Annotated in this window: 21 protein-coding genes and 1 pseudogene; 11 read left to right on the forward strand and 11 right to left on the reverse strand. The window is 56.0% G+C overall.

Going from position 1 to position 26,504, the window contains the following annotated elements; all coding sequences use genetic code 11:
• Positions 1-64 precede the first annotated feature (64 nt).
• Both LZP73_RS13130 and LZP73_RS13135 read left to right on the forward strand, forming a co-directional pair.
• Positions 65-2,074 (forward strand): DUF3857 domain-containing transglutaminase family protein, encoded by a 2,010-nt coding sequence (locus LZP73_RS13130; RefSeq protein WP_234235460.1) that lies wholly within the window; start codon positions 65-67, stop codon positions 2,072-2,074.
• Positions 2,071-3,207 (forward strand): hypothetical protein, encoded by a 1,137-nt coding sequence (locus tag LZP73_RS13135; RefSeq protein ID WP_234235461.1) that lies wholly within the window; start codon positions 2,071-2,073, stop codon positions 3,205-3,207. The genes LZP73_RS13130 and LZP73_RS13135 overlap by 4 nt, the downstream gene beginning before the upstream one ends.
• Before the next feature lie 788 nt (positions 3,208-3,995).
• Here the strand turns inward: LZP73_RS13135 and LZP73_RS13140 are convergent.
• Positions 3,996-6,122, reverse strand: coding sequence for a M13 family metallopeptidase (locus tag LZP73_RS13140; RefSeq protein WP_234235462.1), 2,127 nt, complete (start codon positions 6,120-6,122; stop codon positions 3,996-3,998).
• Between the two features lie 355 nt (positions 6,123-6,477).
• On the opposite strand from LZP73_RS13140, the gene LZP73_RS13145 reads away from it, so the two are divergent.
• A complete protein-coding gene (locus tag LZP73_RS13145; RefSeq protein ID WP_211164455.1) occupies positions 6,478-6,855 on the forward strand; it encodes a SirB2 family protein in 378 nt (125 codons plus the stop codon).
• Between the two features lie 189 nt (positions 6,856-7,044).
• Here LZP73_RS13145 and LZP73_RS13150 read toward each other — a convergent pair whose 3' ends face one another.
• Positions 7,045-7,560 (reverse strand): helix-turn-helix transcriptional regulator, encoded by a 516-nt coding sequence (locus tag LZP73_RS13150; protein WP_234235463.1) that lies wholly within the window; start codon positions 7,558-7,560, stop codon positions 7,045-7,047.
• 128 nt (positions 7,561-7,688) lie between these two features.
• On the opposite strand from LZP73_RS13150, the gene LZP73_RS13155 reads away from it, so the two are divergent.
• Both LZP73_RS13155 and LZP73_RS13160 read left to right on the forward strand, forming a co-directional pair.
• On the forward strand, positions 7,689-8,342 hold the full coding sequence (locus LZP73_RS13155; protein WP_234235464.1) for a cytochrome b/b6 domain-containing protein: 654 nt from the start codon (positions 7,689-7,691) through the stop codon (positions 8,340-8,342).
• Positions 8,343-8,530: 188 nt separating this feature from the next.
• On the forward strand, positions 8,531-10,147 hold the full coding sequence (locus LZP73_RS13160; RefSeq protein WP_234235465.1) for a methyl-accepting chemotaxis protein: 1,617 nt from the start codon (positions 8,531-8,533) through the stop codon (positions 10,145-10,147).
• Between the two features lie 35 nt (positions 10,148-10,182).
• On the opposite strand, the gene LZP73_RS13165 is transcribed toward LZP73_RS13160, so the two are convergent.
• Positions 10,183-11,742 carry a peptide MFS transporter gene (locus LZP73_RS13165; RefSeq protein ID WP_234235466.1) on the reverse strand — a complete coding sequence of 520 codons (1,560 nt, stop codon included), beginning with the start codon at positions 11,740-11,742 and terminating at the stop codon, positions 10,183-10,185.
• Between the two features lie 312 nt (positions 11,743-12,054).
• On the opposite strand from LZP73_RS13165, the pseudogene LZP73_RS21545 reads away from it, so the two are divergent.
• The 3 genes and pseudogenes from LZP73_RS21545 to LZP73_RS13175 form a co-directional block, all read left to right on the forward strand.
• Positions 12,055-12,348 (forward strand): annotated as a pseudogene (locus tag LZP73_RS21545) (winged helix-turn-helix domain-containing protein); the annotation flags it as partial.
• Between the two features lie 540 nt (positions 12,349-12,888).
• Positions 12,889-13,791, forward strand: coding sequence for a tetratricopeptide repeat protein (locus tag LZP73_RS21550; protein ID WP_442800744.1), 903 nt, complete (start codon positions 12,889-12,891; stop codon positions 13,789-13,791).
• Positions 13,792-13,938: 147 nt separating this feature from the next.
• Positions 13,939-14,517, forward strand: a complete 579-nt coding sequence (locus tag LZP73_RS13175) for a nucleoside triphosphate pyrophosphohydrolase family protein (RefSeq protein WP_234235468.1) — start codon at positions 13,939-13,941, stop codon at positions 14,515-14,517.
• Between the two features lie 63 nt (positions 14,518-14,580).
• On the opposite strand, the gene LZP73_RS13180 is transcribed toward LZP73_RS13175, so the two are convergent.
• The gene (locus LZP73_RS13180; protein ID WP_234235469.1) at positions 14,581-15,195 is read right to left on the reverse strand and encodes an FMN-binding negative transcriptional regulator; all 615 of its coding nucleotides are present in this window, start codon (positions 15,193-15,195) and stop codon (positions 14,581-14,583) included.
• 44 nt (positions 15,196-15,239) lie between these two features.
• The gene (locus LZP73_RS13185; RefSeq protein ID WP_234235470.1) at positions 15,240-15,821 is read right to left on the reverse strand and encodes a GNAT family N-acetyltransferase; all 582 of its coding nucleotides are present in this window, start codon (positions 15,819-15,821) and stop codon (positions 15,240-15,242) included.
• Positions 15,822-16,025: 204 nt separating this feature from the next.
• On the opposite strand from LZP73_RS13185, the gene pdxR reads away from it, so the two are divergent.
• Positions 16,026-17,480, forward strand: coding sequence for a MocR-like pyridoxine biosynthesis transcription factor PdxR (gene pdxR, locus LZP73_RS13190; RefSeq protein ID WP_234235471.1), 1,455 nt, complete (start codon positions 16,026-16,028; stop codon positions 17,478-17,480).
• A gap of 89 nt (positions 17,481-17,569) precedes the next feature.
• Here the strand turns inward: pdxR and LZP73_RS13195 are convergent, their stop codons facing one another.
• From LZP73_RS13195 to LZP73_RS13205, 3 genes are all read right to left on the reverse strand, one after another.
• Entirely contained in the window at positions 17,570-18,574 is a 1,005-nt protein-coding gene (locus LZP73_RS13195) for a LysM peptidoglycan-binding domain-containing protein (protein WP_234235472.1), read from the reverse strand.
• A 240-nt stretch (positions 18,575-18,814) separates the two neighbouring features.
• Positions 18,815-19,858, reverse strand: coding sequence for an NAD(P)H-dependent flavin oxidoreductase (locus LZP73_RS13200; RefSeq protein WP_234235473.1), 1,044 nt, complete (start codon positions 19,856-19,858; stop codon positions 18,815-18,817).
• Between the two features lie 99 nt (positions 19,859-19,957).
• Complete coding sequence (locus LZP73_RS13205; RefSeq protein WP_234235474.1) at positions 19,958-20,347, reverse strand: VOC family protein; 390 nt, start codon at positions 20,345-20,347, stop codon at positions 19,958-19,960.
• Positions 20,348-20,831: 484 nt separating this feature from the next.
• Between LZP73_RS13205 and LZP73_RS13210 the strand changes: the two genes are divergently transcribed.
• A complete protein-coding gene (locus LZP73_RS13210) occupies positions 20,832-21,986 on the forward strand; it encodes a GGDEF domain-containing protein (protein WP_234235475.1) in 1,155 nt (384 codons plus the stop codon).
• A gap of 216 nt (positions 21,987-22,202) precedes the next feature.
• On the opposite strand, the gene LZP73_RS13215 is transcribed toward LZP73_RS13210, so the two are convergent.
• Complete coding sequence (locus LZP73_RS13215) at positions 22,203-23,489, reverse strand: hypothetical protein (RefSeq protein WP_234235476.1); 1,287 nt, start codon at positions 23,487-23,489, stop codon at positions 22,203-22,205.
• 375 nt (positions 23,490-23,864) lie between these two features.
• Positions 23,865-24,554: an FMN-dependent NADH-azoreductase gene (locus tag LZP73_RS13220; protein ID WP_234235477.1), complete on the reverse strand. Its 690-nt coding sequence runs from the start codon at positions 24,552-24,554 to the stop codon at positions 23,865-23,867.
• A gap of 115 nt (positions 24,555-24,669) precedes the next feature.
• Here LZP73_RS13220 and LZP73_RS13225 point away from each other — a divergent pair, with 115 nt between their 5' ends.
• Positions 24,670-25,551, forward strand: coding sequence for a LysR family transcriptional regulator (locus LZP73_RS13225; RefSeq protein ID WP_234235478.1), 882 nt, complete (start codon positions 24,670-24,672; stop codon positions 25,549-25,551).
• A gap of 81 nt (positions 25,552-25,632) precedes the next feature.
• Here LZP73_RS13225 and LZP73_RS13230 read toward each other — a convergent pair whose 3' ends face one another.
• A complete protein-coding gene (locus LZP73_RS13230; protein ID WP_234235479.1) occupies positions 25,633-26,064 on the reverse strand; it encodes a hypothetical protein in 432 nt (143 codons plus the stop codon).
• Between the last annotated feature and the right edge of the window lie 440 nt (positions 26,065-26,504).

The following is a 26,504-nucleotide window of genomic DNA, read 5'->3' on the forward strand; positions in this document are numbered from 1 at the left end:
CTTGAAGCTTTGCGGCCTCCTCCCTTCGTGCTAACCTGCCTGGGTCTATGGAAGGAGCATAAGATTGAAAACTTTTAACTTTTTAGCCCTGTGTTGTCTGCTGCTCGGCGGCCAGGCACAGGCCAAGACCATCAATTCCGGCGATTACAGCATAGAGCTGGCACCGGCCCCGAACTGGGTTAAGCCCACAACAATGCCGCCTGCGCCCGGTCAATTGGAACGCAGTCCCAGCCACTACCGGCTGCTGGACAGACAAATCAGGATCGAAGCCGACAGCAGCAGCTTCTTCCAGGGTTTCGCCGCCATCGCCCTCAATCAGGAGGGGGTGAAACAGCTGTCCAAGCTGGAACTCAGCTTCAACCCGGCATTCGAGACCCTGGTTCTCCACAGCCTGGAAGTGCAGCGCAACGGCAAGTGGAGCGATCGACTTGCCGGCGCCAAGATCAACATAATCAATGAAGAGCCTGAACTCAGCAACGACCTGTTCCAGGGGATGGCGACGGCCGTGGTCATCAGCCACGATGTGCGCATAGGTGACACCCTGAGCTACAGCTTCAGCATCCAGGGTCGCAATCCCGTCTACGGCAAGGAATTCAGCTCCGGCATCAGCATGGGCTGGACCGAAGGCGTCGACAGCCTGAGCATGAGGCTGGTCAACAGCAGCGGCCGCAAGCTGTATCTGGATCCCAAACAAATGGCGCCGGCGGTGCAGAGTCATGACCGCTTCGGCGATGAATACCTGTGGCAACAGAGCGCTGTGCCAAAATATCTTTGGGAACAGGGTGCCCCCCAGAGCTATACTTGGGCACCAACCCTGTATTACAGCAGCGCCGCCAACTGGGGCGATGTAGTGAACTGGGCCCTGCCCCTGTATCGATTCGACCAGCCCGACTCGCCCGAACTGGCCGCCTTCGTCCGTGAGGTCAAACAGCACACCGGCAAGTCTGAGCAGCTGGCGGAAATCATCCGCTTCGTGCAACAGGACATCCGCTATTACGGCGTGGAAATCGGCCAGAACAGCCACCAGCCCCACAGCCCCAATGAGGTCTTCAACCACAGGTACGGCGACTGCAAGGACAAGGCGACCCTGATGGTACACCTGCTGGCCGAAATCGGCGTGGAGAGCTATCCGGCACTGGTGAACAGCCGCATTGGCGATGCCCTGCCGGAGCGCATCCCGGCCGCCATCGCCTTCGACCATGTAATAAACCTGGTGCGTTTTGACGGCCAGGATTACTGGGTCGACGGCACCAACAACAGCCAGGCCAAGGGGCTGCAGCAGCTGTCACAGGCCGACTTCGGCAATGCCCTGGTGCTGCGCCCCGGCAATCAGGCCCTGAGCCCCATGCCACAGGCGAGCGCCGAGGCCGACAGGATCAGCGTCGACATGCATTATGTGTCGGCCAACTACGACGCCCCGGTGGATCTGTACGTCACCACCCGTTTTGCCGGTCGCCAGGCCGAGGACATGCGCTTCCAGCTGGCCGGTGCCAGCGACTGGGAGGTGGAGAAGCACTATCTCAACTACTACGCCAAGTTTTATCACGACATCAACCAGGCCGAATCCATACTGATCCGCGATAACAACGACAGCGGCGAAGGCATGTTGATCCGTGAGCATTACCGCATAGGTGACTTCTGGAAGTCCACGGGCCATGGTTTGGATTTCAGCCTGTTTGCCACCAATATCAAGTCTTATGTGGAACTGCCCGAAATCATCAACCGCAGCCAACCTCTGTTGTCACGGGGGCCCATCAAGGTGGAGCAGACGGTGCGCTTAACCTTCCCGGAACACATCAACTTCCTGCTCAGCGGCGAAGACAGCAAGATAGAGACCCAAGACATCAGCTATCGCTCCTCCGGGTCCTACAGCCAGGGACAACTGATCCGGCACCACGAGCTGACCCTGCCGTCACGGGTGGTGGCAGCCGAACGCAGTCGCGACTTTATTGAGACACTGCGCAAAATCGACAACGATTTGTATTACAACGGTAGCCTCAGCGGCGACTTCAGCAAGCCGGTCAATCCAGGACTCAGTTACCTGGAACAGGTGCGTAAGGAGGCCGACCAATGAGACAGATATCCACTGCGCTGATGCTGGGCTTGGTGCTGCTTGGCGGTTGCCAATCCACCCAGAACTCACAGGCCGCAAGGCCCCAAACCAACCCGGGTAAGAGTCAGCCCGACAGCGGCCACTCACGCATGGCCGGTCTGACGGCCCTGGGGGAAACCCTGGCCCGCAATTTCAATAACAAGAAGCAGGATGAGATCCTGGCCCACTTCGAGCGTCAGGCCGTGCTGGACTACGCCCACAAGCGTCATCCGGATCTGCCCGAGGCCAGGGATGAAGCCTATTTCCGCTTGATGCGTGCCCGCTTTGTCAAGGCCCTTGCCAGCAGCAAGGCCTGGCGTTTTGAGGCGGTACGGGGCGATGAACTGCTGTTCAGCAGCTACATCAACGAGGGCCCCAACACCTTGGCGTTCAAGTACCAAAGGGACGCCATGGGCAATGTCAGCCTGCTGGATTGGCGTGGCTTGGACACTGTAGTCAGCAGCAGCGACTATTTCGACGCCTATACGAACAATACCCAGGAGATGATCCAGAGTGGCATGTTGGCCTTTTTAGACGCCTGGGGACAGGGCAGGCACACAGATGACAAGCAGGCACTGCAGCTCCTCGAGAAGTTGCCCAAGCCGCTGCGCCGGCAACAGGTAGTGCTGAACGACATCTTCAGTTACAGCGGTCAGAATCGGGACGAAATGGACCCCGAGCTGCTGGCCAAACTGTCGCAAGCCATGCCCACCGAGTCGGTCAGCAGCTGCGGTCTGTGGCGCAATATCTATTACTTCCGCAAGGACAGCGTCAACATGCAACGTATGCACAAACTGTGTCTGGCCGCTCTCGGAGGCCTGCAGACCTATCAGACCCTGAACTACGCCATCAATGCGCTGGAACTGGGCGATGTGGGTGGCAGCTTTGACGCCTTCATGGAGTATGCCCGCTCCCAACCCCAAGATGCCACGGCCTTTATCGTCTATTTCATGGCGCTGTTGCTCAAAGAGGACTTCACCCAAGCCAGTTGGCTCTACCAGGCCATACGGCTGCAATTCGACGTCACCCTGAGGGCCTCGGATGTCCCCCCAGCACACAGGGAACTGTTCCGCCAGTTTCTGGCCAGCGAGGCCTTCCGTCACCTGGCGGCTTAGCCTGAGAAGCCGACATCCCTCACCTTATCCCTGCAATCCTGCGGCTCGGCCGCGGATTGCAGGCAAATCTAAGGTGATCTTTACCCCCACAAACATTTCCAAACGCAGTTTGAAAATCAGCCCCAAGGGCAGCCGGTTAATTAACTGCTGCCCCCTAGGGCTAAGCAAAAAAGCGTTCCAGGTTAGGCTGCCCCACCATAGCAAGCCGACCTCAATAAGCAGACCCTTCGCGCCATGGATGGCGCGGGGGAGCTCCATGGATGGCTGATTTTAAAATCAAGCGCCTGCGTGTCTGCGCTTGATGTCGGCTTGGTACTCTGGATTCAGGAACAGCCATTTAGAGGTGATTGCAGATCACCAGGTCTTCACCCGCTCATTGGCAGAAAAATAGAACAGACATAACTATTTTGCCGATAAAAATCGCGGCCGCAGGTTACTGGATCCCCTTCGAAGTTGCCAAAAGGTGTTGGAATAAATTGTGCGAGCCCAGCCATGGATGGCTGACTAGCTTTAGCAGGTGTATGGACGCATACTTCGAAAGCGTTAGCAATTTATCCATAAGCCTGAGGCCAGTACCTAATGCAGGTAACTTCGCTGGGACGGCTCGGGAGGGCACGGGAGATCCAAGAGGGGCTTTGTGCCTCCTCTTGGTCGACTCTCTATCTAAAATCAGGGGCTGAAGCCCCACGACGTTAAGTCTTACCCCAAACCTAGTTTGGAAACCAGTCCTTGGGGTGAGCCTGTTGAATCTAGGCCCACCCCTTGGGCCAGCTAGAGCTGATAGCAGATCACCAGATCTTCACCCGCTCATTGGGAGCCAGATACAGCTTATCCCCTGGCTGGACGTTGAACGCCTCATACCAGGCATCCAGGTTGCGTACCGTCAGGGCACGGTACATGCCGGGGGCATGGCCGTCGGTGGCGACCCTGGCCCGCAGGGCCGCGTCACGCATCTTGGTAGCCCAGGTCTGGGCGAAGCCGATGAAGAAGCGTTGATCGCCACTGAAACCAGCTATAACAGGCGCAGGTTTGCCATTGAGCGAGGCGTGGTAGGCATCATAGGCCGCCGACAGGCCGGCGACGTCGGCGATGTTTTCACCCAGGGTCAGCTTGCCGTTGACATGCAGGTCGGGGAAAGGCGCATAGGCGTCGAACTGGGCCGCCAGGGCATCGCCCTGCTTGGCGAACTGGGCGAAGTCCTGTGGCGTCCACCAGTTGCGCATGGCACCAGTGGCATCGAAGGCCGCACCATTGTTGTCGAAGCTGTGGCTGATCTCATGGCCTATGACGGCACCTATGGCGCCATAGTTATAGGCGGGATCCGACTTGGCATCGAAGAAGGGCGGCTGCAGTATGCCGGCGGGGAAGTTGAGCGCATTCTGCACCGGCAGGTTCACTGCGTTGACCACCTGAGGCGTCATCCACCACTCGCCCTTGTCCATCGGCTTGCCTATCTTGGCGAGCTGATGGGCGTACTCAACCTTCTCGCCGTTGATTACATTGGCGTAGGCATTGTGGGCGTCGACCCTATAGCTGCTGTAGTCACGCCACTTGTCCGGATAACCTACTCCCACCACTATGGAATCGACCTTGGCCAGGGCTTCCTTCTTGGTCGCAGGTGCCATCCAGTCTATGGCTTCGACGCGCTTGCCGAAGGCGGTGACTATGTTATCGACCATGGCGCTGACTTCCGCCTTGGCCGAAGCCGGGAAATAGTGCTCGACATAGGCACGGCCGACGGCATCGCCCAGATACTCATCCAGCGCGCTCAGGGCACGCTTGTCGCGACTGCGTTGCTCCGGGGTTCCGGACAAGGTGGTGCCGTTGAAGTCGAAGGCGGTCTGATCCACCTTGGAGGGCAGCACATGGGCATGGCTGTTGATCTGATGGAACACCAGCCAGTCTTTCCAGGCGTCCAGCGGCTCGGAGGCCACCAATGCCGACAGGCCTGTGATGGCATTGGCATGGTAGGCGGCAAACTTATCCTGCTGCCCCAGGTGCGCGGCCTCCAGGAATAATGCCCAGTCTATGCCAGGCGCCTTGGCTTCCAGGTCCTCACGGCTCCAAACGCCCGACGACTTGGAGAAATCCTCGCTGTCGGCGCGGCTGGCGTGGGCCTTGGCTATCTGGGTTTCCAGGGCGAAGATACGCTCTGCCTTGGCAGCGGCATCATCAATACCTGCACTCTCGAGCAGCTTCTCTATGAAGGCGCGGTACTGGGTGCGGATCTCCACCATCTTGGGATCGTCTGACAGATAGTATTCCCGCTCCGGCATGCCGAGGCCGCCCTGGAGAATATAGGGCAATACCGTGCCGGGCGTCGCCAGGCCTTGGGTCACGAAGATACCGAACAGGTTCTCTGTGTAGAAGTCGGTGGCATTGAGGGGATCGACATCGGCACGCAGGTTAGCGCCGAGCACAGCCGACAGCTCATGCTTGTCCTTGATCGCCGCATAGCGGGCGAGATCCGCCTGGGCCGGCGGCATCCCGGCGGCATCTATGGCGGCGACATCTATGTAGGCCTTGTAGAAGTCGGCAATCCTGGCTTCATCCGACCCTTCGGGGTGAGTCGACGCCAGCAGATCTTCGATCAGTTCCCTGTTGTGTTTCTCGGTCGCCTCGAATGCGACCAGGAAGGCACCTGTGCTGGAGCGATCGGCGGGGATCTCTGTGGTCTTCATCCACTGACCGTTGGCATAGGCATAGAAGTCATCACCCGGCTTGGCCGCTGGGTTCATGCCCGCCACATTGATGCCTATCCCGGCCTGGGCAGGCTCAGCGCTTGGCATGGCTTGTTCCGGGTTGGCGGTGGCGTGCTTGCCGCCTGTGGCTTCGGTGGATTGATCGCCGCAGGCGCTGAGCCCTGTCAGCACAGAGGCCGACAGCAACAGCAGGGGCAATAGACGGTCCGACATGGTGTTCTCCTTTTCTTGTTATACAAGGCCCTATTGAAAGCGCCTCATTTGAGAGTTGTTTTTCAAAACATGCAGTTAAAGACGAGTAGCCTGACAGCAGTGTAGCCGCCCAGGGGCGCATAAGTAAATCGCAACCGAGCCATGCCGGCCATGTTCCCGGTCTGCCTGGGCTCAGGACGACCCGGACTTTGCACCGCCCCAGACTTCGCATCGCCATGGCACCGCCATGGCACCGCCATGGCCGAATCGCCGTGTCCGACCCGCACTTGATGCAGATCAACGCAGCTCCCCCCGGTAGCGGCTAATTTAAACAGCCGTTTAAACACCCTTTAACACTAATATCATGAGGATGTATATGTACCCACTTCTGCTCAAACTGCACCTGGGGCTGGTATCGCTCTGTTTCCTGAGTTTCCTGCTGCGCACTTACTGGGGCCTGGCCCATTCGGCTATGCTCGCCAGTGTGCCTGCGTTGAAGGCCCATAAGCTGGTGACCCTGCTGATGCTGCTCAGTGCCCTGGCGCTATGCGTTGCCGTGGGCCAGTACCCGATAACGGATGCCTGGCTCACGGAGAAACTCCTGTTACTGGCCGCCTATGTCGGCTTCGCCATGCTGGCCTTCAAGCCCTATGCGCTGGCCAAACAACGCTATATTTTTGCCGGTATCGCCTGTGGCCTGTTCGCCGTCATCTTGATCATCGCCAAGAGCCACAGCCCGCTGCTGCTCGGCTAAGGCTGGTGGTTAACTGGCTGTTGGTTAATCGACTGTTAGCTAACAGCTCGGCTAACAGACGGGCCAACGCATGCTGGGCATATCTCAATAGCCGTGCCGAATGCCAGCTCATTTGCCGGGACGCGCGGGTATCGCTGAGCAGGCCCGCTGCGCCAGGGATGGTGCAGAGTCGAATGCCGGGCTTATGCTTCACTCAAACAAGCCGTCCATAAACCAGGCGATGAACGCCTGCTTGCCTCTCAAGGCCGACTTCTTATACACGCTGGAGAGTTGGTTGCGCACCGTCTTATCGGATAGCTCCCGTAAGTTGGCAATTTCCTTGCTGTTGAACCCCTTGAGCAATAGCCAGGAGACCTGTTTCTCGCTCTCGGTCAATTGCCAATCGCTAAACTGCTTGGCAATCACTTCGCCGAATTCTTTCTTGGCCCTGCTCAGCTCGGCCGAGGCTTGCTTGGAAAGCTCGGCATACTCGGCGACTTGCTCACGCAATCGCTTATTCTGTTTGCGATGCCTCAACCCATCCAGATACAGGCGATACAGGATAAACAGCGCCATGAGCAATATGATGGCTTCCTGCAGCAGATGAGGCAGCTTGGCCCCCTGGCTCAGATCCGTTGCTATGTCGGCGATACTGGCCATCACCACCAAAATAAAAAAACCTACAGGCAACCAAGATTGCAGTATCTTCTCTGTTCGCGACGCCATAGTGACAAATGTCCTAAACTAAAAAACTGCCCTGGATTTGCTAGGTTAGGACAGAATACCCATTCATACATAACCCCAGGTGCAATACGCTGGCACTAACTTAGCACAGTCTGTTTTGGAGTACATGTATGAATCATTCACCTACCCAAGTTTGGGATTTCTTCATCCGTTTTTTTCATTGGACCCTGGTCGCGGCCTTCATCGCAAGTTACCTCAGCGAGGGCGAGTACCAGCTGCACTTTTACGCCGGCTGGTACATAGGGATCTTGCTGGTATGCAGGCTGGTTTGGGGCTTGGTTGGCAGCAAACATGCGCGCTTCCTCGACTTCATCAAGCCACCCAGGGAAATCATCCGCTATGCACGGGCATTGGTTTCCGGCGCTGGCAAGAAGCCGCCGCACTATCTGGGCCATAACCCCTTGGGTGGCCTCATGGTGGTGCTCCTGCTGGGATCGCTGGCAATGACCACCGCCAGCGGCATCTTGCTGTACACGACGGAAAATCCCAGCCCACTGGCTTTCATCGGCCAGAATGCCTTCAACAAAGCCGAGTCTGACGCGCCCGCCATCCCCAAGGCGTCAGCCCAGGCCGGCGCGCATGAGATAAAAACCGTCAGGCATGAAGACAAGCAGGAGAGTGTCTGGGAAGAGATCCACGAATTCTTCGCCAACTTCACCCTGTTGCTGGTCTTGCTCCATGTCGCCGGAGTCCTAGTGTCCAGCAAACTCCATGACGAGAACCTGGTCAAGGCCATGTTCACAGGCAAAAAAACCACAGACTAGCCTGGCCTCGGGGATGCAGACCTGGCTGCCGCAACGGCAGCCAGGCGCACAAGCCGGCACAGATTTGACGTCGCGCAAACTTTTAACAATTTTACCCAAACTCAGCCCATTTATTGAACTGAATCAATTTTACCCGCTCAGGCTTCTGGCAGACTTGCGCCACTCAATGGACTGGATAACACAAGCCTATGCGCACCAATCTGCCTATTACCGACAATGAAATCCGCCTGCGTGAAGATTCCATCCTGCTGTCCACCACAGATCTTAGGGGACGGATCAAATACGTCAACGACGACTTCTGTGAGATCTGTGGCTTCACCGAGGCGGAGCTCATAGGTCAGCCCCATAACATAATACGTCATCCTGACATGCCCCCGGCCGCTTTCGAGGCCATGTGGCAGCGACTCAAACAGGGCAAGCCCTGGATGGGCATGGTGAAGAATCGTTGCAAGAACGGCGACTACTACTGGGTCAATGCCTATGTCACCCCCATCTATAGCCAGGGGGTGCTCCACGAGTACCAATCCGTGCGCCGCAAGGGCAGCAGCGCCCAAGTCCGCAACGCCACTGCCGCCTATGCCAGGCTCAATGCCGGCAAGAAAGCCGGCGGCACCTTCCGCCTTCCCATAGGCTATGGCCAGAAGCTGCTGCTGCCCCTGGTGTGCGGCATCACGCTGACGGCGGCGCTGTCGCAGCAGTCGCCGCTGCTGGCCTGGCTGGCCGGGGGACTGGTTGGCGGCGGGCTCCTATGGCTGGCATTGGCGCCGCTGAGGTTACTCGGGCTCAGGGCCAGGGAGATAGTGGCTGATCCCCTGGCCCAGGGCATATACACGGGCAGACGGGATGAACTGGGCAGCATAGGGCTGGCACAGGAGTTTCTGATCTCAGAGACCGCCGGCGTCGTCGGGCGGATGGCGGACTCGGCCAATACCATAGCCACCCAGAGCGGCAACCTGCTGGGGGCCATAGCCGCCACCCGGGATCGCACCGACAGCCAACACCAGCAGACGGCCCAGGCGGCGGCCGCAGTGGAACAGATGACGGCCAGCTTCAATGCCGTCAGTCGCAACATACAGAGCGTGGCCAACGAAGTGGAAATCAGCCAGACGGCGGCACTGACGGGATACGCTCACCTGGATGCGGTGATCAGCGCCATAGATGCGCTGCACACCCAGGTAGGCAACTTCGCCGCCGTGGTCAAAGAGATAGAAGAGGACAGCATAGCCATCAACAAGGTGCTCGAGGTGATAAGCGCCATAGCCGAGCAGACCAACCTGCTGGCACTCAATGCGGCCATAGAAGCCGCCAGGGCCGGTGAGTCCGGCCGGGGCTTCGCCGTGGTCGCAGATGAAGTGCGCCAGTTGTCGGGGCGAACCGGCGAGTCCACCAACCAGATCGAAGCCATAGTGCGCAAGTTTCAGCAAAGCACCAGCCGCGCCGCCAGCACCCTGGGGGCAGGACAATCCCAGGCCCAGAAGGCCGTCGAGCTGGCCCAGCAGGCGGAACAGGCATTCGAGGCGCTGCGGGAGACGATCAACAGCATCAACACCATGAGCGAGCATAGCGCGCTGGCCATGAGGGAGCAGGCCTTGGTCGCGGATGAGATAAGTCATTCCCTGCAAACCATCAACGAACTGGCCTCCGACAGCCTGGAGCTGTCCCTCAATGCCGAATCCAGGGGCGAACACATGTCCCGTCTCAGCACAGAGATGCAGCTGCTGTCCAGTCAGTTTTGGCAACTGAGCATAGAGCGCAGCGCAGCTGCCAAGCAGCATGACAGCCAAGCTTGCCATGCCGACGACTGATCTGGACCCACATCCGGGCCCAGGCCGCTGCAGGCCTAGTCGATATCCCGCATCCAGCGCTTCAGCAAGGGGGTGAGCGCCAGGGTCAGCGCCGCCCCGGCGAAGGCGATCCACATTATGTCCAGATACAGGGAGATGAAAATCTGGTGTTGGCTCAGCGGCGCGCCGACTGCGGCAACCTCAGCCGGCGCGGCATTGGCGGCGGCATTGCCCGCGAGCAGCGCGGCGATATATTCGGCGATGGCCGATCCCAGAAACCAGAGCCCCATCATCAGCCCCACCAGCCGCGGCGGCGACAGCTTGGTGATCATGGATAAGCCTATGGGCGAGATGCAAAGCTCCCCCGAAGTATGCAGCAAGTAAGCGAGCACCAACCAGCCGAGCGCCACCTGCTGGTTGCCGTTGGCAAAGTGCAGCCCGGCCACCAAGGCGGCGAAGCCCAGGCCCACCTGCAAGAGCCCCAGGCTAAATTTCATCGGCGTGCTCGGCGCCCTGCCCCGGGCAATGAGCCACTGCCAGGTCTTGGCGAACAACGGCGCCAGCAGGATGATGAAGATCGAATTGAGCGATTGCAGCATGGGCGCAGGAATTTCGACGCCAAACACCAGCCTGTCGGTGATCCTGTCGGCAAACAGGTTCATCGAACTGCCGGACTGCAGAAAACACAGGAAGAACACGGTCGACATCAGGGTCAGGCTCACGGCGGCATACAGTTTCTGCTTCACCGACTGGGACACTTCCGCCAGGCAATACCACAGCAGCCAGAGTCCTATGCCTATGAAGGTCAGCCCAAGCAAGCCTCCCACCAGGGCATGATCTTCGATGATCAGCGACACCAGGCCGACCATCACCAGGCAACCCAGATAGATGAGCTGTTCGCGGGTGAAGCAGACCCAGACTCTGAGCTTCAATGCCCCCGAGTCCGGCGCTTCGGCATAGCCCTGCAACCAGGACTGGCCCGAGAGAAACACCAGCAGGCCGAGCAACATCCCCAGACCCGCCAAGCCGAAACCATAGGGCCAGCCATAGGTCTGGCCCACATAGCCGCAGAGGAGCGCCGCCAGCGCGGCCCCCAGGTTGATGCCCATGTAGAAGATGGTGAAGCCTGCATCTTTGCGCGGATCGTTTACCTCATAGAGCTTGCCGACGATGCTGGAGATATTGGGCTTGAGCAGGCCGACCCCCACTATGATCAGCGACAAGGACAAGTAGAAGGCCGTCAGGCCCGTACTCTCTACCTTGACGCCTGCGGCATTTATGTAGGCAGGCGTCCCCTCGAACGCCATGCCGAAATGCCCGAGACAGAGCAAAATGGCCCCCAGGGTCACGGCCCGCTTGCTGCCCAGATACTTGTCGGCCACCACGCCACCCACTATGGGCAGGGCATAGACAAGGGCGAAGTAGTTACCGAAGATATTGGTCGCCTGGGTATCGCTGAACAGGAAGTGCTCCGTCAGATAGAAGATCAACAATGCCTTCAAACCATAGAAGCTGAAACGCTCCCACATCTCGGTGAAGAAACACACGTACAGGCCTCTGGGGTGGGCCCTCGCCGGCGAGTCCATGACGTCTGGGATAGTGACTGTGCTTTCCATATCAACCTCTTGTTATTGTTTTAGTCCAAGTGTTTTGGTTTAAGTGTTTTGGCTTAAGTGTTTTGGTCCAAGCCTAATGACCGTCCCCGTTAACCGCAGCGGCTGGTTAAGGACAACAACCTGAGTCATTCAAGCTACGCCCGAGGCGCCGGCCTTACTTGAAGCTTCGGTGAAAGCTCATGTAATAGTCGGTGAAGTTTGGTGAAAGCAGTTGTTTAATGGTGAATCGACGGTAAAGTGAATGTGAAACGGGTGGTTCTGCTTGTCTGAGGCGGATAGAGATCCCGACAGGAAGAGCAAAAAAATAACAGGATGAAGCAGATCAATTACAGCTACCAATTCGCCGATCTCGTGCTCAACACGCGTCTGGGCACCCTGGTCAGAAATACCGGGGAAGAAATAAAACTGCCATGGCTCAGCTATCGGCTGCTATGGGTCTTATGCGAAGCGGCGCCGGCCATAGTCAGCCAACAGCAATTGATCGAAGCCGTTTGGCCCGATGCTGTGATAGGCGATGAGACCCTCAAGCAGAGGGTGAAGTTGTTGCGCAAGTCCCTGGGCGACAATGCCACAGAGCCCAAATATCTGGAAGCGATCCGCGGCCGCGGCTATCGCATGTTGCCACAGGTGCAGGCGCAGGCACTGGAGCGTGCCCAGGGGCAGAACATCAGCCCCCTGGATCTGGTGATAGACTCCCACATCCCCAACCTCAGCGGCGGGGCCTATCCGCTCAATTGGCGCGTCACCTCGGCCCTGTTGCTCGGCATGCTGCTGCTGATGCTCTCCATTGCCCTGTTCAGCAGTTATTTCGCCGCCCCGCCCAAGGCAACGCAAACCACCCGGCTCCAGAGTGAGAGCTTTGCCGATGAGCTGTATGACAAGGGCCTGGAGTATTATCACAGGTACAGGGCCGAGGATAACCGCCACGCCATAGACTTGTTTCACTCCGCCATAGAGATAGAGCCACAGATGGCCAGGGCTTATGCCGGCCTGGCCGATGCCTACAGCCAGGGGGTATTCCAATTCAACGCCCCACCGCAGTGGCAGCAACTGGCGATAGACAGCGCCTACAAGGCCATCTCGCTGGAGCCGGATCTCGCCCAGGGCTATAAGGCCCTGGGCCTGGCCTACTACAACAAGGGCTGGTTGGCCAAGGCCACCAGCGCCAATCTCAGGGCGCTGCAGAAACAGCCGGATTACAACGAGGCCATGTCGAACCTGGGCTATATCTATCGGGAAATGGGACAGCTGGCACTGTCGCTCGACTGGACCAATAGGGCGCTTGAGGCCAAGAAAGACTATAGCGTCAGCATGGTGCATAAGGCGCAAACCCTGACGGCCCTGGGCGACTATCCTGGGGCCAGAGACCTGCTCGACAAGGCCCTGTTGCTGCAGCCCGACTCACAGCTGGCCAACGAGGCCTTGGGCCACTGGTATATGCGGCAGGGCAAATTCACCGAAGCAGGCACTCACTATCAGACGCTCTTGGCAGCACAACCCGAGCAGCCGGCGTTCGTCCTGGGGCTGGCCGAGAGCCTCTTCTATTTGGGGCGATTGCAGCAGAGCCGGGCCCTGGCCCTGGGCTTGCACAACGCCGCCTCTGCCAGTGCTGTCGCTGCCAGTTCTATTGCTGACAGTGCTATCGCTGACAGTGCCGCCACAGGCAGTCTAAATAGCAGTTTCAACAGCAGTCTCAACAGCAATTCGGTGCGCCAAGGGGCCCTGCTGGCCTTGCTCACTCAGCCAGAGCCGGGCGAGGCTGAAGTGCAAACCCTGGCCAAGGCTTTCTTGAACGCCCTAAGTCAGGGCTCGGACAAACCCGGCGACAGTTGGGCACTGGCACAAATTTATGCCGCTCTGGGGGAGACGGCAACCAGCCGGCGCTACCTCATTCAGGCGATAAACCAGGGCTGGTTAGCCGTCGAGCTGACCCTCAAGCACCCGAGCTTCGCCCATATGCTGCAGGACCCGGGCTTCAGGCGTCTGATCACTGAGATGCGGGCCCTGCGGCAGCAACAGCGCACGGCCGCAGGCCTGGGCAATGACTGAGTCGGGCGAGCCCCAGCACAGCCAAGATGAGGGCGAAATGGTGGCGGGCAGCGACGGCTTTGTATTCTTGGCGGCATTTCATTAAAATTGCCCGGCGCTAATCGAAAGCAATCCACCCCACACTCCTAAGACTCAAGGTCAGGCCAGATGCAATTATCAGTATTAGATCAACCCCTCTACGACGTCCTCTATCGTGACATCAGCGAATTCCGCACCACCTTCGATCTGCCGGTGAATGACCCGGACTCGCTCGATGCCAGGGCCGACACCCTGCACAGCTCGCTGATCATCGAAGAACTGACAGAGCTGGCCGAAGCCGACAGCCGCATAGAACAGGCAGATGCCATAGTCGACTCTGTCTATGTGCTGATGGGCCGCCTGGTGCACCTGGGCGCAGCGCGAGTGGGCGACAGACTGGAAATCAGCTACCTGGTCGACTTGCTGTTGAGCGTCGCCAGGAACCGCGACCTGGACTTCATCGGCTGCTGGAATGAAGTGCATTCGAGCAACATGAGCAAGGTATGCCGCAACGAGAGCGAGCTGGCAGAGACAGTCGCCTTCTACGCCAAACAAGGGGTGGAAATCGTTGGCAGCAAACAAGGCGACTTCATCATAGCCAAGTGTGCCAGGGACGTGGAAATGGCCGGCAAGACGGTGCGCCAGGGCAAGGTGCTGAAATCCGTCTACTATCGGCCGGCGGATCTCAGCCCATTGGTCAAGGCCTAGGCCCTGCCCGGCTCAGGATTGTCCGTCAGGCTGTCCTGAGCATTTCCAACCGAGCCGCACACGCTAGCCCCCCATGCCGGTGGCAATTTTTTGCATATAGCCGAGCAATGCCCTGGCCTGCGGCGAGGCGGATGCCTGCAGGCCGTCGACGACACCGAGCTGATCTGCAGCCTTCCTGTGCTGGCCCAGTTTCAGTTTGCCCTCAAGCCGAGTGATCACAATTTTAAAACCAACAATCCCCCGGATTAACATGTCCCGGTATTCATCCGGAATGATATCCTGGTTCCCCGTCAACGAGGGCTCATATTGATGCACCGCCTCTTCGACGACTGCCACAGTTTCCCCGGCGGATAACAAGTGTATTTCCCCCAGCGCATGGGCGGTCGCATAATTCCAGGTGGGCACCGCGGGTCTGGATGCATACCAGCGCGGAGAGATATAGTCATGGGGCCCCTGGAATATCACCAGCACTTGCTTGCCACCCAGGGAATTCAGGTGCTTGTTGGCCCTGGAAAAATGCCCATAGAGGGTGCCTTGGTCACCCTCGGTTTTCTTCAGCAGCAAGGGCAGCTGCTCCCCCTCGAGCCGGTCTGAAACCAAGGCGGCGAAACTGAATTCTTCGATGAAGTTGTGAATGCTCTCCATGGAGTCCATCTTCATTGCGTCCGGAATATACATCTGCTAATGCCTCATGTTATTAGCCGCTATTGCAGCCTCTGTCGTTATTCAAGTGTCTGTAATGCTTCGGCCTGGCCTCTGGCCGGCGCCATTTTTGCCTGCAATTCCAGCTTCACCCGCGGCCATTCCTGCATCGTGATGCTGAACATGGCGGTGTTTCTGCTGCTGCCGTCGGGCAGGAGGCGATAGTTGCGCAACACGCCTTCGAAGTGGCCGCCAATCCGGCCTATGGCGCGGCGCGATTGTTGATTGTTCTCGTGGGTTTTAAGTTCGACCCTGACGGCCACCAATCGCTCGAAAGCATGCTGCAGCAACAGATACTTGGCCTGGGTATTCACATGGGTGCGCTGGAATTTTGGGGTAATGAAGGTGAAACCAATCTCTATGATCCGGTCGGCCTTTCTGGTAGCGCAATAGCGGGTACTGCCGATGATCTCTTGACTGGGATTATCCAGGATCACGAAAGGCAGATGCAGACCTTGACGCTGCATCGCCAGTGACTCTTCAATCCAGTCTTGGGCGCTTGCCAGAGTCTGGCAACGATTCGGCGTGACCCATTGCCAGAGGCAGGCATGATTGCCGGCATGATAGAAGCCTTCGGCATCATCCAGGCTTAGGGGTCGCAAGCAGATATCCTCTGTGGATAAGCTGAGGGGTTGGGGGTCGAAGGGAAGGGTTAAGGGGTTCAATTTATGGCTCCAACAGTTTGGGAATGGAAATCTCGAATGAGACGCCCAGATGGGATGCATTCATGGGCTCTCTGCTGGGATAGTCTTGCAGCTTCTGGTATAAGTTAAACCTCCAGATTTCAAAAAGTACCTATACCAGCAATGAAAACCCTGTCCCTGACCTTGGATGCACAACTCAAACCCCAATTCTTGCGGATTGCACGGGCCATCCGCTCCGCCATCCACACGGGACAGCTCAAGGCCAAAGAGCCGCTGCCTTCGGCCCGGCAACTCGCAGGGCAGTTGCAGGTCAATCGCCATACCATAATGGCGGCCTACCAGGAGCTGGTGGCGCAGGGTTGGCTGGAATCCGTGGAGCGCAAAGGCTACCGGGTCGTCGACCATTTCCCCATAGAGTCGAGTCGTCATGCCCAGGCGCCTGTCGCCGTCAGTCAGGCCAAATTCCAGTGGCAACTGGCTCCGCAGCCTGCCATAGCCAAGGCAGGCAAGGCGGCCCATGAATATCGATACAATTTTGCCGGTGGTCACCCGGACATAGCCGCCTTTCCCTTCCATGAATTCAAGCCCTTCATGAGTGACTGCCTGTCACGACCGGACTCCAAAACTCTGTCCTATGGCAACAACAGCGGCAACCCCAAGTTCATAGAGCAGATAATGACCTATCTGCGACGGGTCCGCTCCATCACCAATAAAGACATCATTAGCGTCAACGGTTCCCAGGAAGCCCTGTATATCATCTCCCGGGTACTGCTGCAGCCGGGGGCCAAGGTGGCCGTCGAATCCCTGGGCTATCGACCGGCATGGAATGCCTTCGAGACCGCAGGCGCCGAGCTGGTCGCCATCAAGCAACACGCCGGCGGCATAGACATGGACCACCTGACTGAGCTCATCAGCAGTCGCAGCATCTCGCTGATTTACCTGACCCCCCTGCACCAATATCCCACCACTGTGACCCTGCCTGTGCATGAGCGAAACAGAATATACCGCCTGGCGGCGGCGCATAATGTGGCCATAGTTGAAGACGACTATGATCATGAATTCCACTATTCGAGTCAGCCCCTGGCACCCCTGGCCGCCGACGATCCGCTCGGGCTGGTGATTTACCTGTCGACCTTCTCCAAAATCATGTTTCCCGGCTGTCGCATCGGCTTCATCGCCGTGGATGCCTCGCTGGCCCCGGCGCTCATCAACTACCGCAGCGTGATGAACCATAAACCGAATGTATTGATGCAGGAGGCCATCGGCCGCTGGATGCAAGAGGGGGCATTTGAACGCCACCTGAGAAGGACCACCAAGTTATACCAGCAGCGCCGGGATCACCTGGTCAGCGAGCTGCAGCAATACCAACAAGGTGGGCTGGATATCGACTTCAACATTCCCGCCGGCGGCATGGCAATCTGGCTGGATGTGAAACGGGATGCCAGCGAGCTGGAGCAATACAGTCAATCACAGGATGTCTACTTGCTGGCAGAGGCCCATTTTCATCTCAAGCCAGAAAACAATCGCAACAGGTATGTTCGCCTGGGATTTGCCGGTATGAAACCGGCGCAAATCACAGAGGGCCTGGCCAGGGTATTTAGCTTCTTCAACCGCTAACCGAGCCGGATAAAGGCAGCAAGCCGCAAAGACAGGGCCGGCATACCAGCCCTGTCGACAGGAGCCGAGCCAAATAGCCCCGGCTCACATTAGCTCTGGGCCCACTGGACGAAACCTCGGATGCTGACACCTTGCCCGGCAAAATAGTCTTTGGCGGCGTCATACATGGAGGCATTGACTAGGCTGGGGACTATTTTGGCCTTGCAAGCGGCATAGTCGGACCAACTGACACCATGGCTGGTGCTGTAGTCGTTACTGGTTTCCTTGCCACTGGTATAGAGCTGTGGCGAAAGAAAGTCGATATTGGCATCGGCGAAGAAGCTCTTCATCAGCGCGGCACTGTCTGTGATGCCGTAAGGGGCCGAATGGCTGACCGTGACCAGCACCTTGAAACCCTTGCTCTTCGCCGTGGCGAACGAAGCGGTAAACAGGCTCTCCAGCCCAGAGTAGCCCTCTTCCACGTCGTAGGCGATACCCTCATAGCCCACACATTCCCCCGCCTGGATCGCCGCGGTCAGGGCGGTTAAGTTTGCGCTGGTAAAGGCGCCACTCTGGTTGCCACCGCCGACACAGAGGAACTTGGTGCCCACCAGATGTGCCAGCTTGGGTGCACTGTCCTGTAATGCGGTTTGCACATCGGCCCAACCACTGAACGCCATGCTCATGGTGGCATTGGCCGGCACCGCACTCTGGGAGTAGGTCCAGGCCCAATAGCCCCGATACTCGGCGTCCGTCACCGGCATGGGGGCTGCTGCGCCATGGGTTTGCGGGATCTTCAGTTGCTGCCCGGGAAATATCGCGTTCGGCGACACCGCCGGGTTGCTGGTCTCGATCGCCGCAGCCGTCATATTCGTGCATTCGGCTAAGCCGGCGCAAATACCCGAAAGGGTATCCCCGTGCAGCACTGTATAGTTGAGGCGCTCGCCCTGGCTCGGAATGCTCAATACCGAGCCTATCTGCAAGGCATTGGGGTTGATATCCGGATTGGCAGCCGTCACCTCCTCGACCGTCACGCCCGCGGCGCCCGACAGGGCCATGGCGAGATTGGAAATGCTGTCACCCGAATTCACTGTATAGGTTAATGCTGTTTTCATGGGATTTCCTTATTCCTGTTTCAAACAAAACATATCCGCATAAAATCATAAATTACATCAAGATAAGCAGAAAAACAGATTCCACTCTAGTTATGATTTGCCATCCATCCTGGTCACAATAGGATTAAAACAGCATAGCCCAATTCGCCGCCATCGCCATGGTCTCGCCCCCTGAGTCTATGCCACAGAAGGGCGCACAGCCGAATTCACAGGACACGATAAACCCGGCGCATACCAACCTCAACCCACCAAGCCTTCTGCCAGCTGCAGGGTCAGATCGGCGGCGGCAATGGCCCTGCAGCCACTGGCATTCTGACCGCACCAGAGGGGGCTGAAATCGCCCCTGCCCTTGGCTTCGGCCGCGGCCCTCAAGGGGGCCAAGGCGGCCGAGGCCAAGGGAAATGGCGGCACTGCCTCAGGCCCATGCCCAAGCTCCCGCATCAGGCGATTGACTATGCCGCGGGCGGGGCGGCCGGAGAATAGGCTTGTCAGCGCCGTATGGCGGGCGGCCTCGCTTTGCAGCGCCCGTCTATGCACCTCACTGGTGTCGGCCTCAGGGCATAGGAGATATGCGGTGCCGACCTGCACCCCGGCGGCGCCGAGTGCCATGGCAGCCCTGACTGAGTCGGCGTCACATATGCCCCCGGCCGCGACCACAGGCACAGAGACGGCGGCCTTTATCTGCGGCAACAGGGCGAAGATACCGCTCTGCTCGCTGAGATCATCACTCAGAAAGTGCCCCCTATGGCCGCCGGCCTCCAATCCCTGGGCTATGATGACATCCACCCCATGCTCCTCGAGCCAGCAAGCCTCGGCGACGCTGGTGGCCGTCGACATCACCTTGGCCCCCCAGGCCTTGACCTGCAGCATGAGTGCCAGCGACGGCAGGCCGAAGTGAAAACTCACCACCTCGGGCCGATACTCGCTCAGCAGCTCAGCGGTTTGAGCATCGAAGGGACGGCGCTGCGCGCCGCCGCCCCGAGCCTGAGCATCCAAACCGAATTCCTGATAATAAGGTGCCAGACTCGCTCGCCAGGCCGACAGCCGAGTTTCATCAGCCTCGGGCATGCTATGGCAGAAGAAATTCACATTCAAAGGCTTATCCGTGGCGGCGCGAAAGTGGTCCAGTGCCGTCCTCAGCGCATCCGGGGACAATATGGCGCAGGGCAAGGACCCCAGGCCACCTGCATTTGCAACCGCCAACGCCAGCGCTCCCCCCTGCACCCCGGCCATGGGCGCCTGGATGATGGGGAGCTCTATCCCCAGCAATGTCTGCAATATCATAGATTCATCTCCCTATTACGGGCCTGGCCAACGCCTGAGTCCGTGCCGTCGCGTTTCTCTTGGCCAATAGCCGTGACAGTCCCAAGCCCTGAAGTTGGGTCAGTAAGCACCCGGCTGCAGGTGCTGGGAGATCCACCAGAGATTGCCGCAGCAGTCCCGCACCCCACCCTGCCGGTCACCATAGGGCCTGTCGGCCACCCCCAGGATCTGGGTCGCGCCGGCAGCCAACGCCTTCGCCATGCTGGCATCGGCATTCTCGACATAAAGATAATAGGAAGCCGGCATGGGGGCACAGATCTCGGTCGCCTCGCTCAGCATGAAGATGCAATCACCTATGCGCATCTCGGCATTGGCAATCTTGCCGTCGGCGCGCAGCGAACGACTGGTCTCGACCGCATCGAAGGCCTGGGTTAGAAAAGCCACCAAACCCTCGGCACCTTCGACCAACATATAGGGGGAAATACAGCTATAACCGGGTGGAATATACATAACGACTCCTTGTTAATTCAACAGTTCCACGACTCACAGAGGCTATGATCAAACCGACCGCCGACAAAGCTATGAGCCAATAACACGCCCGGCATTGTACTACCTGGAGGGTGCAGATCACTAGAGTGCCAGCCAAAGTCCGCAGACCAGTCGAGGAAATGAATGGTTACATAGGCTTATGTATAGCCAAATCTTTCAGCCGAAGCCAGATCTGTACAGCATCTTGGCCACAGGAATGAGGCAAACGGCCAGCAGCATGGGGTTAACCAGCCTATTGCCTTTGAGCTACACGGCTCCTAGCCATATCCGGTAGCTATCCATTGGCCTGCGGCCATGATAAACCTGCCAACCAGCTAAGCTGTCCGCCGAGGATAAACACCAGGAGTGCCGCCGTACAAGCGCCGGCAAGCCCATTCTTCAGTCTCGCTGCCAGCGTTTATATGCTAGGATGAGGACCCTGTGAAATGCCCGCAAAATGCTATTCATGTCCGCAATCGAGTATGTTTTTGTCACCATGTTGTTGGTGAATCTGATGTTAGGCAGCGTGTTTCTTGTGTCTTGGCTGTCTATCTCCCGCAAGACCTATGTCTTGCTCTGGTCGCTTACCTTTTGGCTGGCGACACTGAATGTATTGACCAATGCAGGAAGGGAGTTGTTCAGCTCCAATCAAACCTACTGGATCTTTGTCAACAGCCTGTCGCTGCTGGTACAAGGCTTTGCCCTCGCCGGCTATCGTCAGAGGGCAGGATGGAAGGCCTTCCCCGGCTGGTTGTTCGGATATGGGCTTACCATAGAAGTGGTACTCTTCTATTTCACTGTTTTGCAGCCCCATTTTGGTATTCGGGTCGCCTTGTTGCCCTTCAGTGCCCTGCTCATGTCACTCGCCTGCATCTATACCCTCTGCCAGGCACAGCGCAAGTTAAGACCCGCCGAATGGAGCTGTGCCACCATGCTGGGCCTGTTTGCCCTGGTAGAAACGGCCGTTTGCGGTGTCGCCTTGATGCATGGTGTCGAGCAGCAGCAAGCATATACCTTGCTGTATCAGAAGATTAATTATTTGACCATGCCGGCGGCTTACGCGGGTTTGGGGGCTTTTTCTGTACTCATGCTGGCAGACGATTTAGCAGCCAAGATGCGCTCGCTGGCTTACACGGATGATCTCACTAAGCTGTTGAACCGCAGGGGGCTAAATGAGGCTTTTCGTCGACGTTTGTCCAAGAATGCAAAACAGCCAGATACAACTTTCATTGCGGTCGCCGACATAGATCACTTCAAAGCCATTAACGACAGCCATGGGCATGAAGTCGGCGATCTGGCGTTGAAAACTGTGGCTCGAGTGCTGGAACAGCATACCAGAGAGCAGGACCTGGTCGGGCGGCTGGGCGGCGAGGAGTTTGCCCTGGTGTTGCAAGCCGAGGATTTGCCAAGCGCCGCGGCCATGATAGATCATCTCAGGGCGGTAATTGAAACCGAGACTTTCCATGTTCAAGGACAAGCATTGAAGATGACCGCCAGTTTTGGCCTGGTGCAATACCGGCCTCAGCAACGCAATGTATTTGATGCCATCCATCTGGCCGATGCCCTGTTATATCAGGCCAAGAATAACGGCCGCAACAGGGTGGAAGTGCAGCCAATATGATGCATAGACCCAGGCATAAAATATCAATACTCAATTGATGCTGCTAAAAATACAAAGCCAGTCACGAACATGTACCTCTCCGGTACCCAGAAGGAACTGCACCCACCAAACAACTTGGTCGCGGGAGCCGGCATACAAATCCAGATAGCAAGAACCAGGATGAGCACCAGGCCTGGAGTTTCCCCAAGACCCGGCGGTTATGCCTGACAAACGGCCTTAACAGGCTGCCTCCCAGGGATAGAGAGTCGCCACATAGGCCTTGGGGGTACGGCCTGTATCCGCACCCAATGCATAAGGTGTGTTGGCCGGCTGTAAAATACCGACGGCCTTGAGAAAGGTATCATTATAATCACCGTCGGCCAGGAAGCAGCGGGAACGGCTGGGACTGATAGTCGCCAGGGTGCCCAGTTCGACACAACTGGCCACTATGTCACCACCGCTAACGGACTGTTTCATCAGCGTTGTGCCCATGATAAAGGCACTATCCACCAGGTGAGCAGCACTCTCACCTGGGACTATGGACCCCAATTTCTTATTCGCCAGGTAGGTCGCCGCCACCATGCCGGTGCGATCATGGCCGCTGGCACAGTGGATGTAATAGATATGGTAAACCTCATCGGCAGTGTTCATCCAGCCCTGTAACTTGTCCACCAAGTCGGCCAACAAGGTACCTACATTATCCGGTTCTATGTTCCAGCGAGCCATGTTGCCAGTGGGTGTGGTTGTCGCAAACCCAGGTAGGACGGTAGCCGTTGCCGGGAACCAGGTTTGAGTCGCCCCATTGGGTGCGCCTGTATTACCACTGAAGGACATAAACTCATCTCCCCAGATGTATTCCTCGGCATCGGATAACAGCGCGATATCGTGCAGCACATAGTTACCCAACTCCGCCAGAGTCGGCCCTCCTGCTGCCCCACAGGCTTCAACAATCGCCGATTGTAAGTTCAGGAAGTCAATCGGCTGGCTGCCATCTGGCTGCTCCTGGCCCAAGGGAGCATTGCCGCGTACCAGAATGCTTTTATCGGCAGGATTCCAATCGACCAGAAATACCTGGGAAGGACTCAATACCTTGGCGCTGCTGGGAGGCACATCCGGATTGGCCTGCGTCGCCACCCGTACCTTGACTGTGGCAACTTTATGCTCAGTGGCGTTGCTCCCTGTGCCGGGCAAAAAAATACTGGGGTTATCCCCCTGTGCCGGGACGCCTGTGGCCTGCCACACAAAGCTACTGCTCGGGTCCATCACAAAGCAAATGTTGCATTGGGACTGAGTCGTCTTGCCGCCACTCAGATTATAATTCACATCTACTATGGCGCTGACATAGTCTCCCCCTTCGACACTGAAGTCGACACTGGTCGCAGGGGCATCCAGCTTAACCGATTCAACAGGCTTACCCGCTACCAATAGCTGAGCGGTCGAATACCGTTGCAGCGAGATCTTAGCCGAGATGACGCCGGTATCAAGCTCAAGCTTGTAGTTCATGGACTTTGCGCTAGCTGACATATTTGTATTTCCTTATGGTATGTTCACACTTTCATCGGCGGTAAAATGCCAATGAGCACTCCCAAGAGCCAGACCAAGCCCCAGCCCCGGACATCACACTATAGGATCCAGATTGAACTTCCACCAATCCATACCAGGCGAATAAATCTGCCCAGACGGCCAATAAGCTGCGGCTTATCTGCCGAATACAAAGGGAGAACACGCCCCGCCGAAGATAATGGTACCAAGAGGCACAGTTCGCGGAGAAAACCTAGAGTTCTGGAAAAACCTAGAGTCCAGGAGAAAAATGTAGAAGATATTGCCTCTACGGCCACTGAAGCAACTGTGCCTGTTTTGCTCTACTGCGGTATTGAGCAAAGGCGACATAGGAGGAGGCTAAGAAACTTTATACCTGTGATGGCATTCCGCATTTAACTTATCCACGAGTTCAATAATGGAATTTTTAGCGCTCAATAGCGATAGTTCATGGCGTTCATCGGCAAACTCCTGATATTCAGAGCGTATCTCATAGAAATGTTCAACTCCCAGATATTTGCTCAATACACGTATGTGTGGACCCAGATGGTTCATCTGCTCTCTTATCCCACCGGGTCCAAAGTCAAACTCACCGCAAGATGACAAAAGAATGAGTGTTTTACCCGACATAATTGGCTCAAGTGGGAAATCACCTCTTGCCAGATCGAAGGTAAAAGTTTTGTTGACCCGTATTATCTGATCAAACCAAGCTTTGAGTACGGCTGGCATTCCGTAGTTATACATAGGCGCCGTTATGATGATGACATCGGCCTGGGCAACCTCATCAATATAAGTATCAGATTCAGCCAACAACTCATGCTGTTCTGATGTTCGCTTTTCAAGAGGCGTAAACACTGCCGCTATCCAGCTCTGTGATATAAAGGTTGGAGGAGTTAACCCTAAATCTCTCCGGCCAATCCTGTCTTGATGATTATTTTTCATCCATTCATCAACAAACAAATGACCAAGTTCTTTTGAGATTGAATTATGACGTCTCTCATCGCTATCATAACATCGTGCGCTTGCATCTATTTTAAGTAGGTTTTTCATACATGCTCTCTGTTGTTAAACATAAGGTATTGAGCATTGTCTATTCACTACTCTCCATTGACAAAGGATAAGATTTTTACTATAGATTCATTTTATTCATCTATAGTCATCTCACATGTTTAAGCACCTCCCATCATTAACCAGTATCAAGGCTTTTGAGGCCTCGGCGAGGTTGAAGAGCTTTAAGCTGGCAGCTGAAGAGCTGAATGTATCACCGACAGCAATTTCTCATCAGATAAGAAGCCTTGAGGATGCATTGCACTTAAAGCTATTTCTACGTCATACGCGTTCGGTGTCACTGACATCAGAGGGTGAGCTACTTGCAGATACTGCAACCAGAGTACTGCGAGAATTGATGCTTACCGTCAATGTCATCACAGAGACAGCGGATACATTACGAATAAGCACAACAAATTCATTTGCGGCCATGTGGTTGGTGCCTAATTTAGGGGATTTTCACAATATGGTGCCCAAGATTGATATCCAAATTCGTGCCGATGACGAGCTCAATAATCTAGAAGCTGACAAAGGGATTGATATGGTCATCCGCTATGGCACATTCACCAATCAGCCGGAGGCAGAATTACTCATCAACGAGTCCCAGGGATGTTTTGCAACCCCAAGATATTGGCAGGATTTGAACAAACGAGAAGACTGGACGTTTTTATGTGTAAAATGGAAAAATACCAGGCTAACCCAGCAAAACTATCAAGAATTGCTAGAAGGTGTTGTCCCTGACAACAAGCATTTTACTATCCGATATTATAATGATGAAAATCAGATCTTACAGGCGGCACTTGCCGGACAAGGCATTGCAATCCTTAGTGAGCTTTTAGTTAAAATGCCGTTATCTCAAGGATGGTTGCGACAAGGACTCGATGAAGTTTCAAATACCCTAACAGGCCTTGATTACTACTGCATTATCCCCGAAAGAAGCAGGCACAACCAAACCGCTTTCGGTTTTTTGGACTGGCTTAAAAATAGAATTGCTTGTTAGAATACTCAATAGCAAAGGAGTAAAAATAACTACACTATCAATAACTTAACCTTTTCCCATTACTCATATGACCGCCAGCCATTAACAATCACTCCCTGTTGTGGAAGGTGAGCTTCGAACGATTTGAGCAACTCTACCGACAATTTTGCAATTATCACACTTAATCTTCCAGCCTATAAACCCTTTGCTGCCGGAGATAGCCCCATTACAAATTGGACACAGTTCATAGGCTAAAACACTTGGTAGCTTATTCCTGTAATGTGCAGAGAAGAGTGAAGCAATAGATGAAAATTCATCACTCAAGCTCCAGCATAACTCTCTGGATAATTCATAACAAAAATTCTCAAAGCGAATACGTTTATTCACTGCGGCTTGCGATGGACTTGCACTAACCTTTGACTCGATTGTAGCCAATATCTCTTGATAGCGTTCAGGCCACGCCTCTTTGTCAATCATCTCCTGGCAGTCGAGAAGCTCTTCCATCGAATAAGTTGAGTAATCAGGTTTGTTCACTATTTTCCCTTATGAGTTCACACTCGCAACAATCGCAAGCAACTTGTTATGTTTATCTTACCTAAGCACATTTTACATGGCTTTCTTCAATTCCAAGCCTTTACTTAAATTTAATGGGAAGTTCAAGGCTTGGCTTACCTGTCCAACCATGCTCCAAATACAAGTCATAGCCATCAGCGTCTTTCGTCACCAGCCGCTGTAATCCCCAGGTAAACCCGGGATGGGAAGCAATAAGCGCTGACTCAGTGCTCATAGGTACGGGGAAGACAGCTTAGTCTGGGCGATATGGACTCACGTAAACGAAGAGGCAAGAGGAGATGGCTGATCCCCTCTCGGTCGACGCTCTTTAAAAACCAGCACTGAAAGCCCGCGCTTTTTATCCAAATCCAGTTTGGAAAACACACTCTCAGGCCACATACCCGCTTATGCAGAACCCGACT

The sequence above is a fragment of the Shewanella sp. AS16 genome, assembly GCF_021412365.1.
GTDB lineage: Bacteria > Pseudomonadota > Gammaproteobacteria > Enterobacterales > Shewanellaceae > Shewanella > Shewanella salipaludis.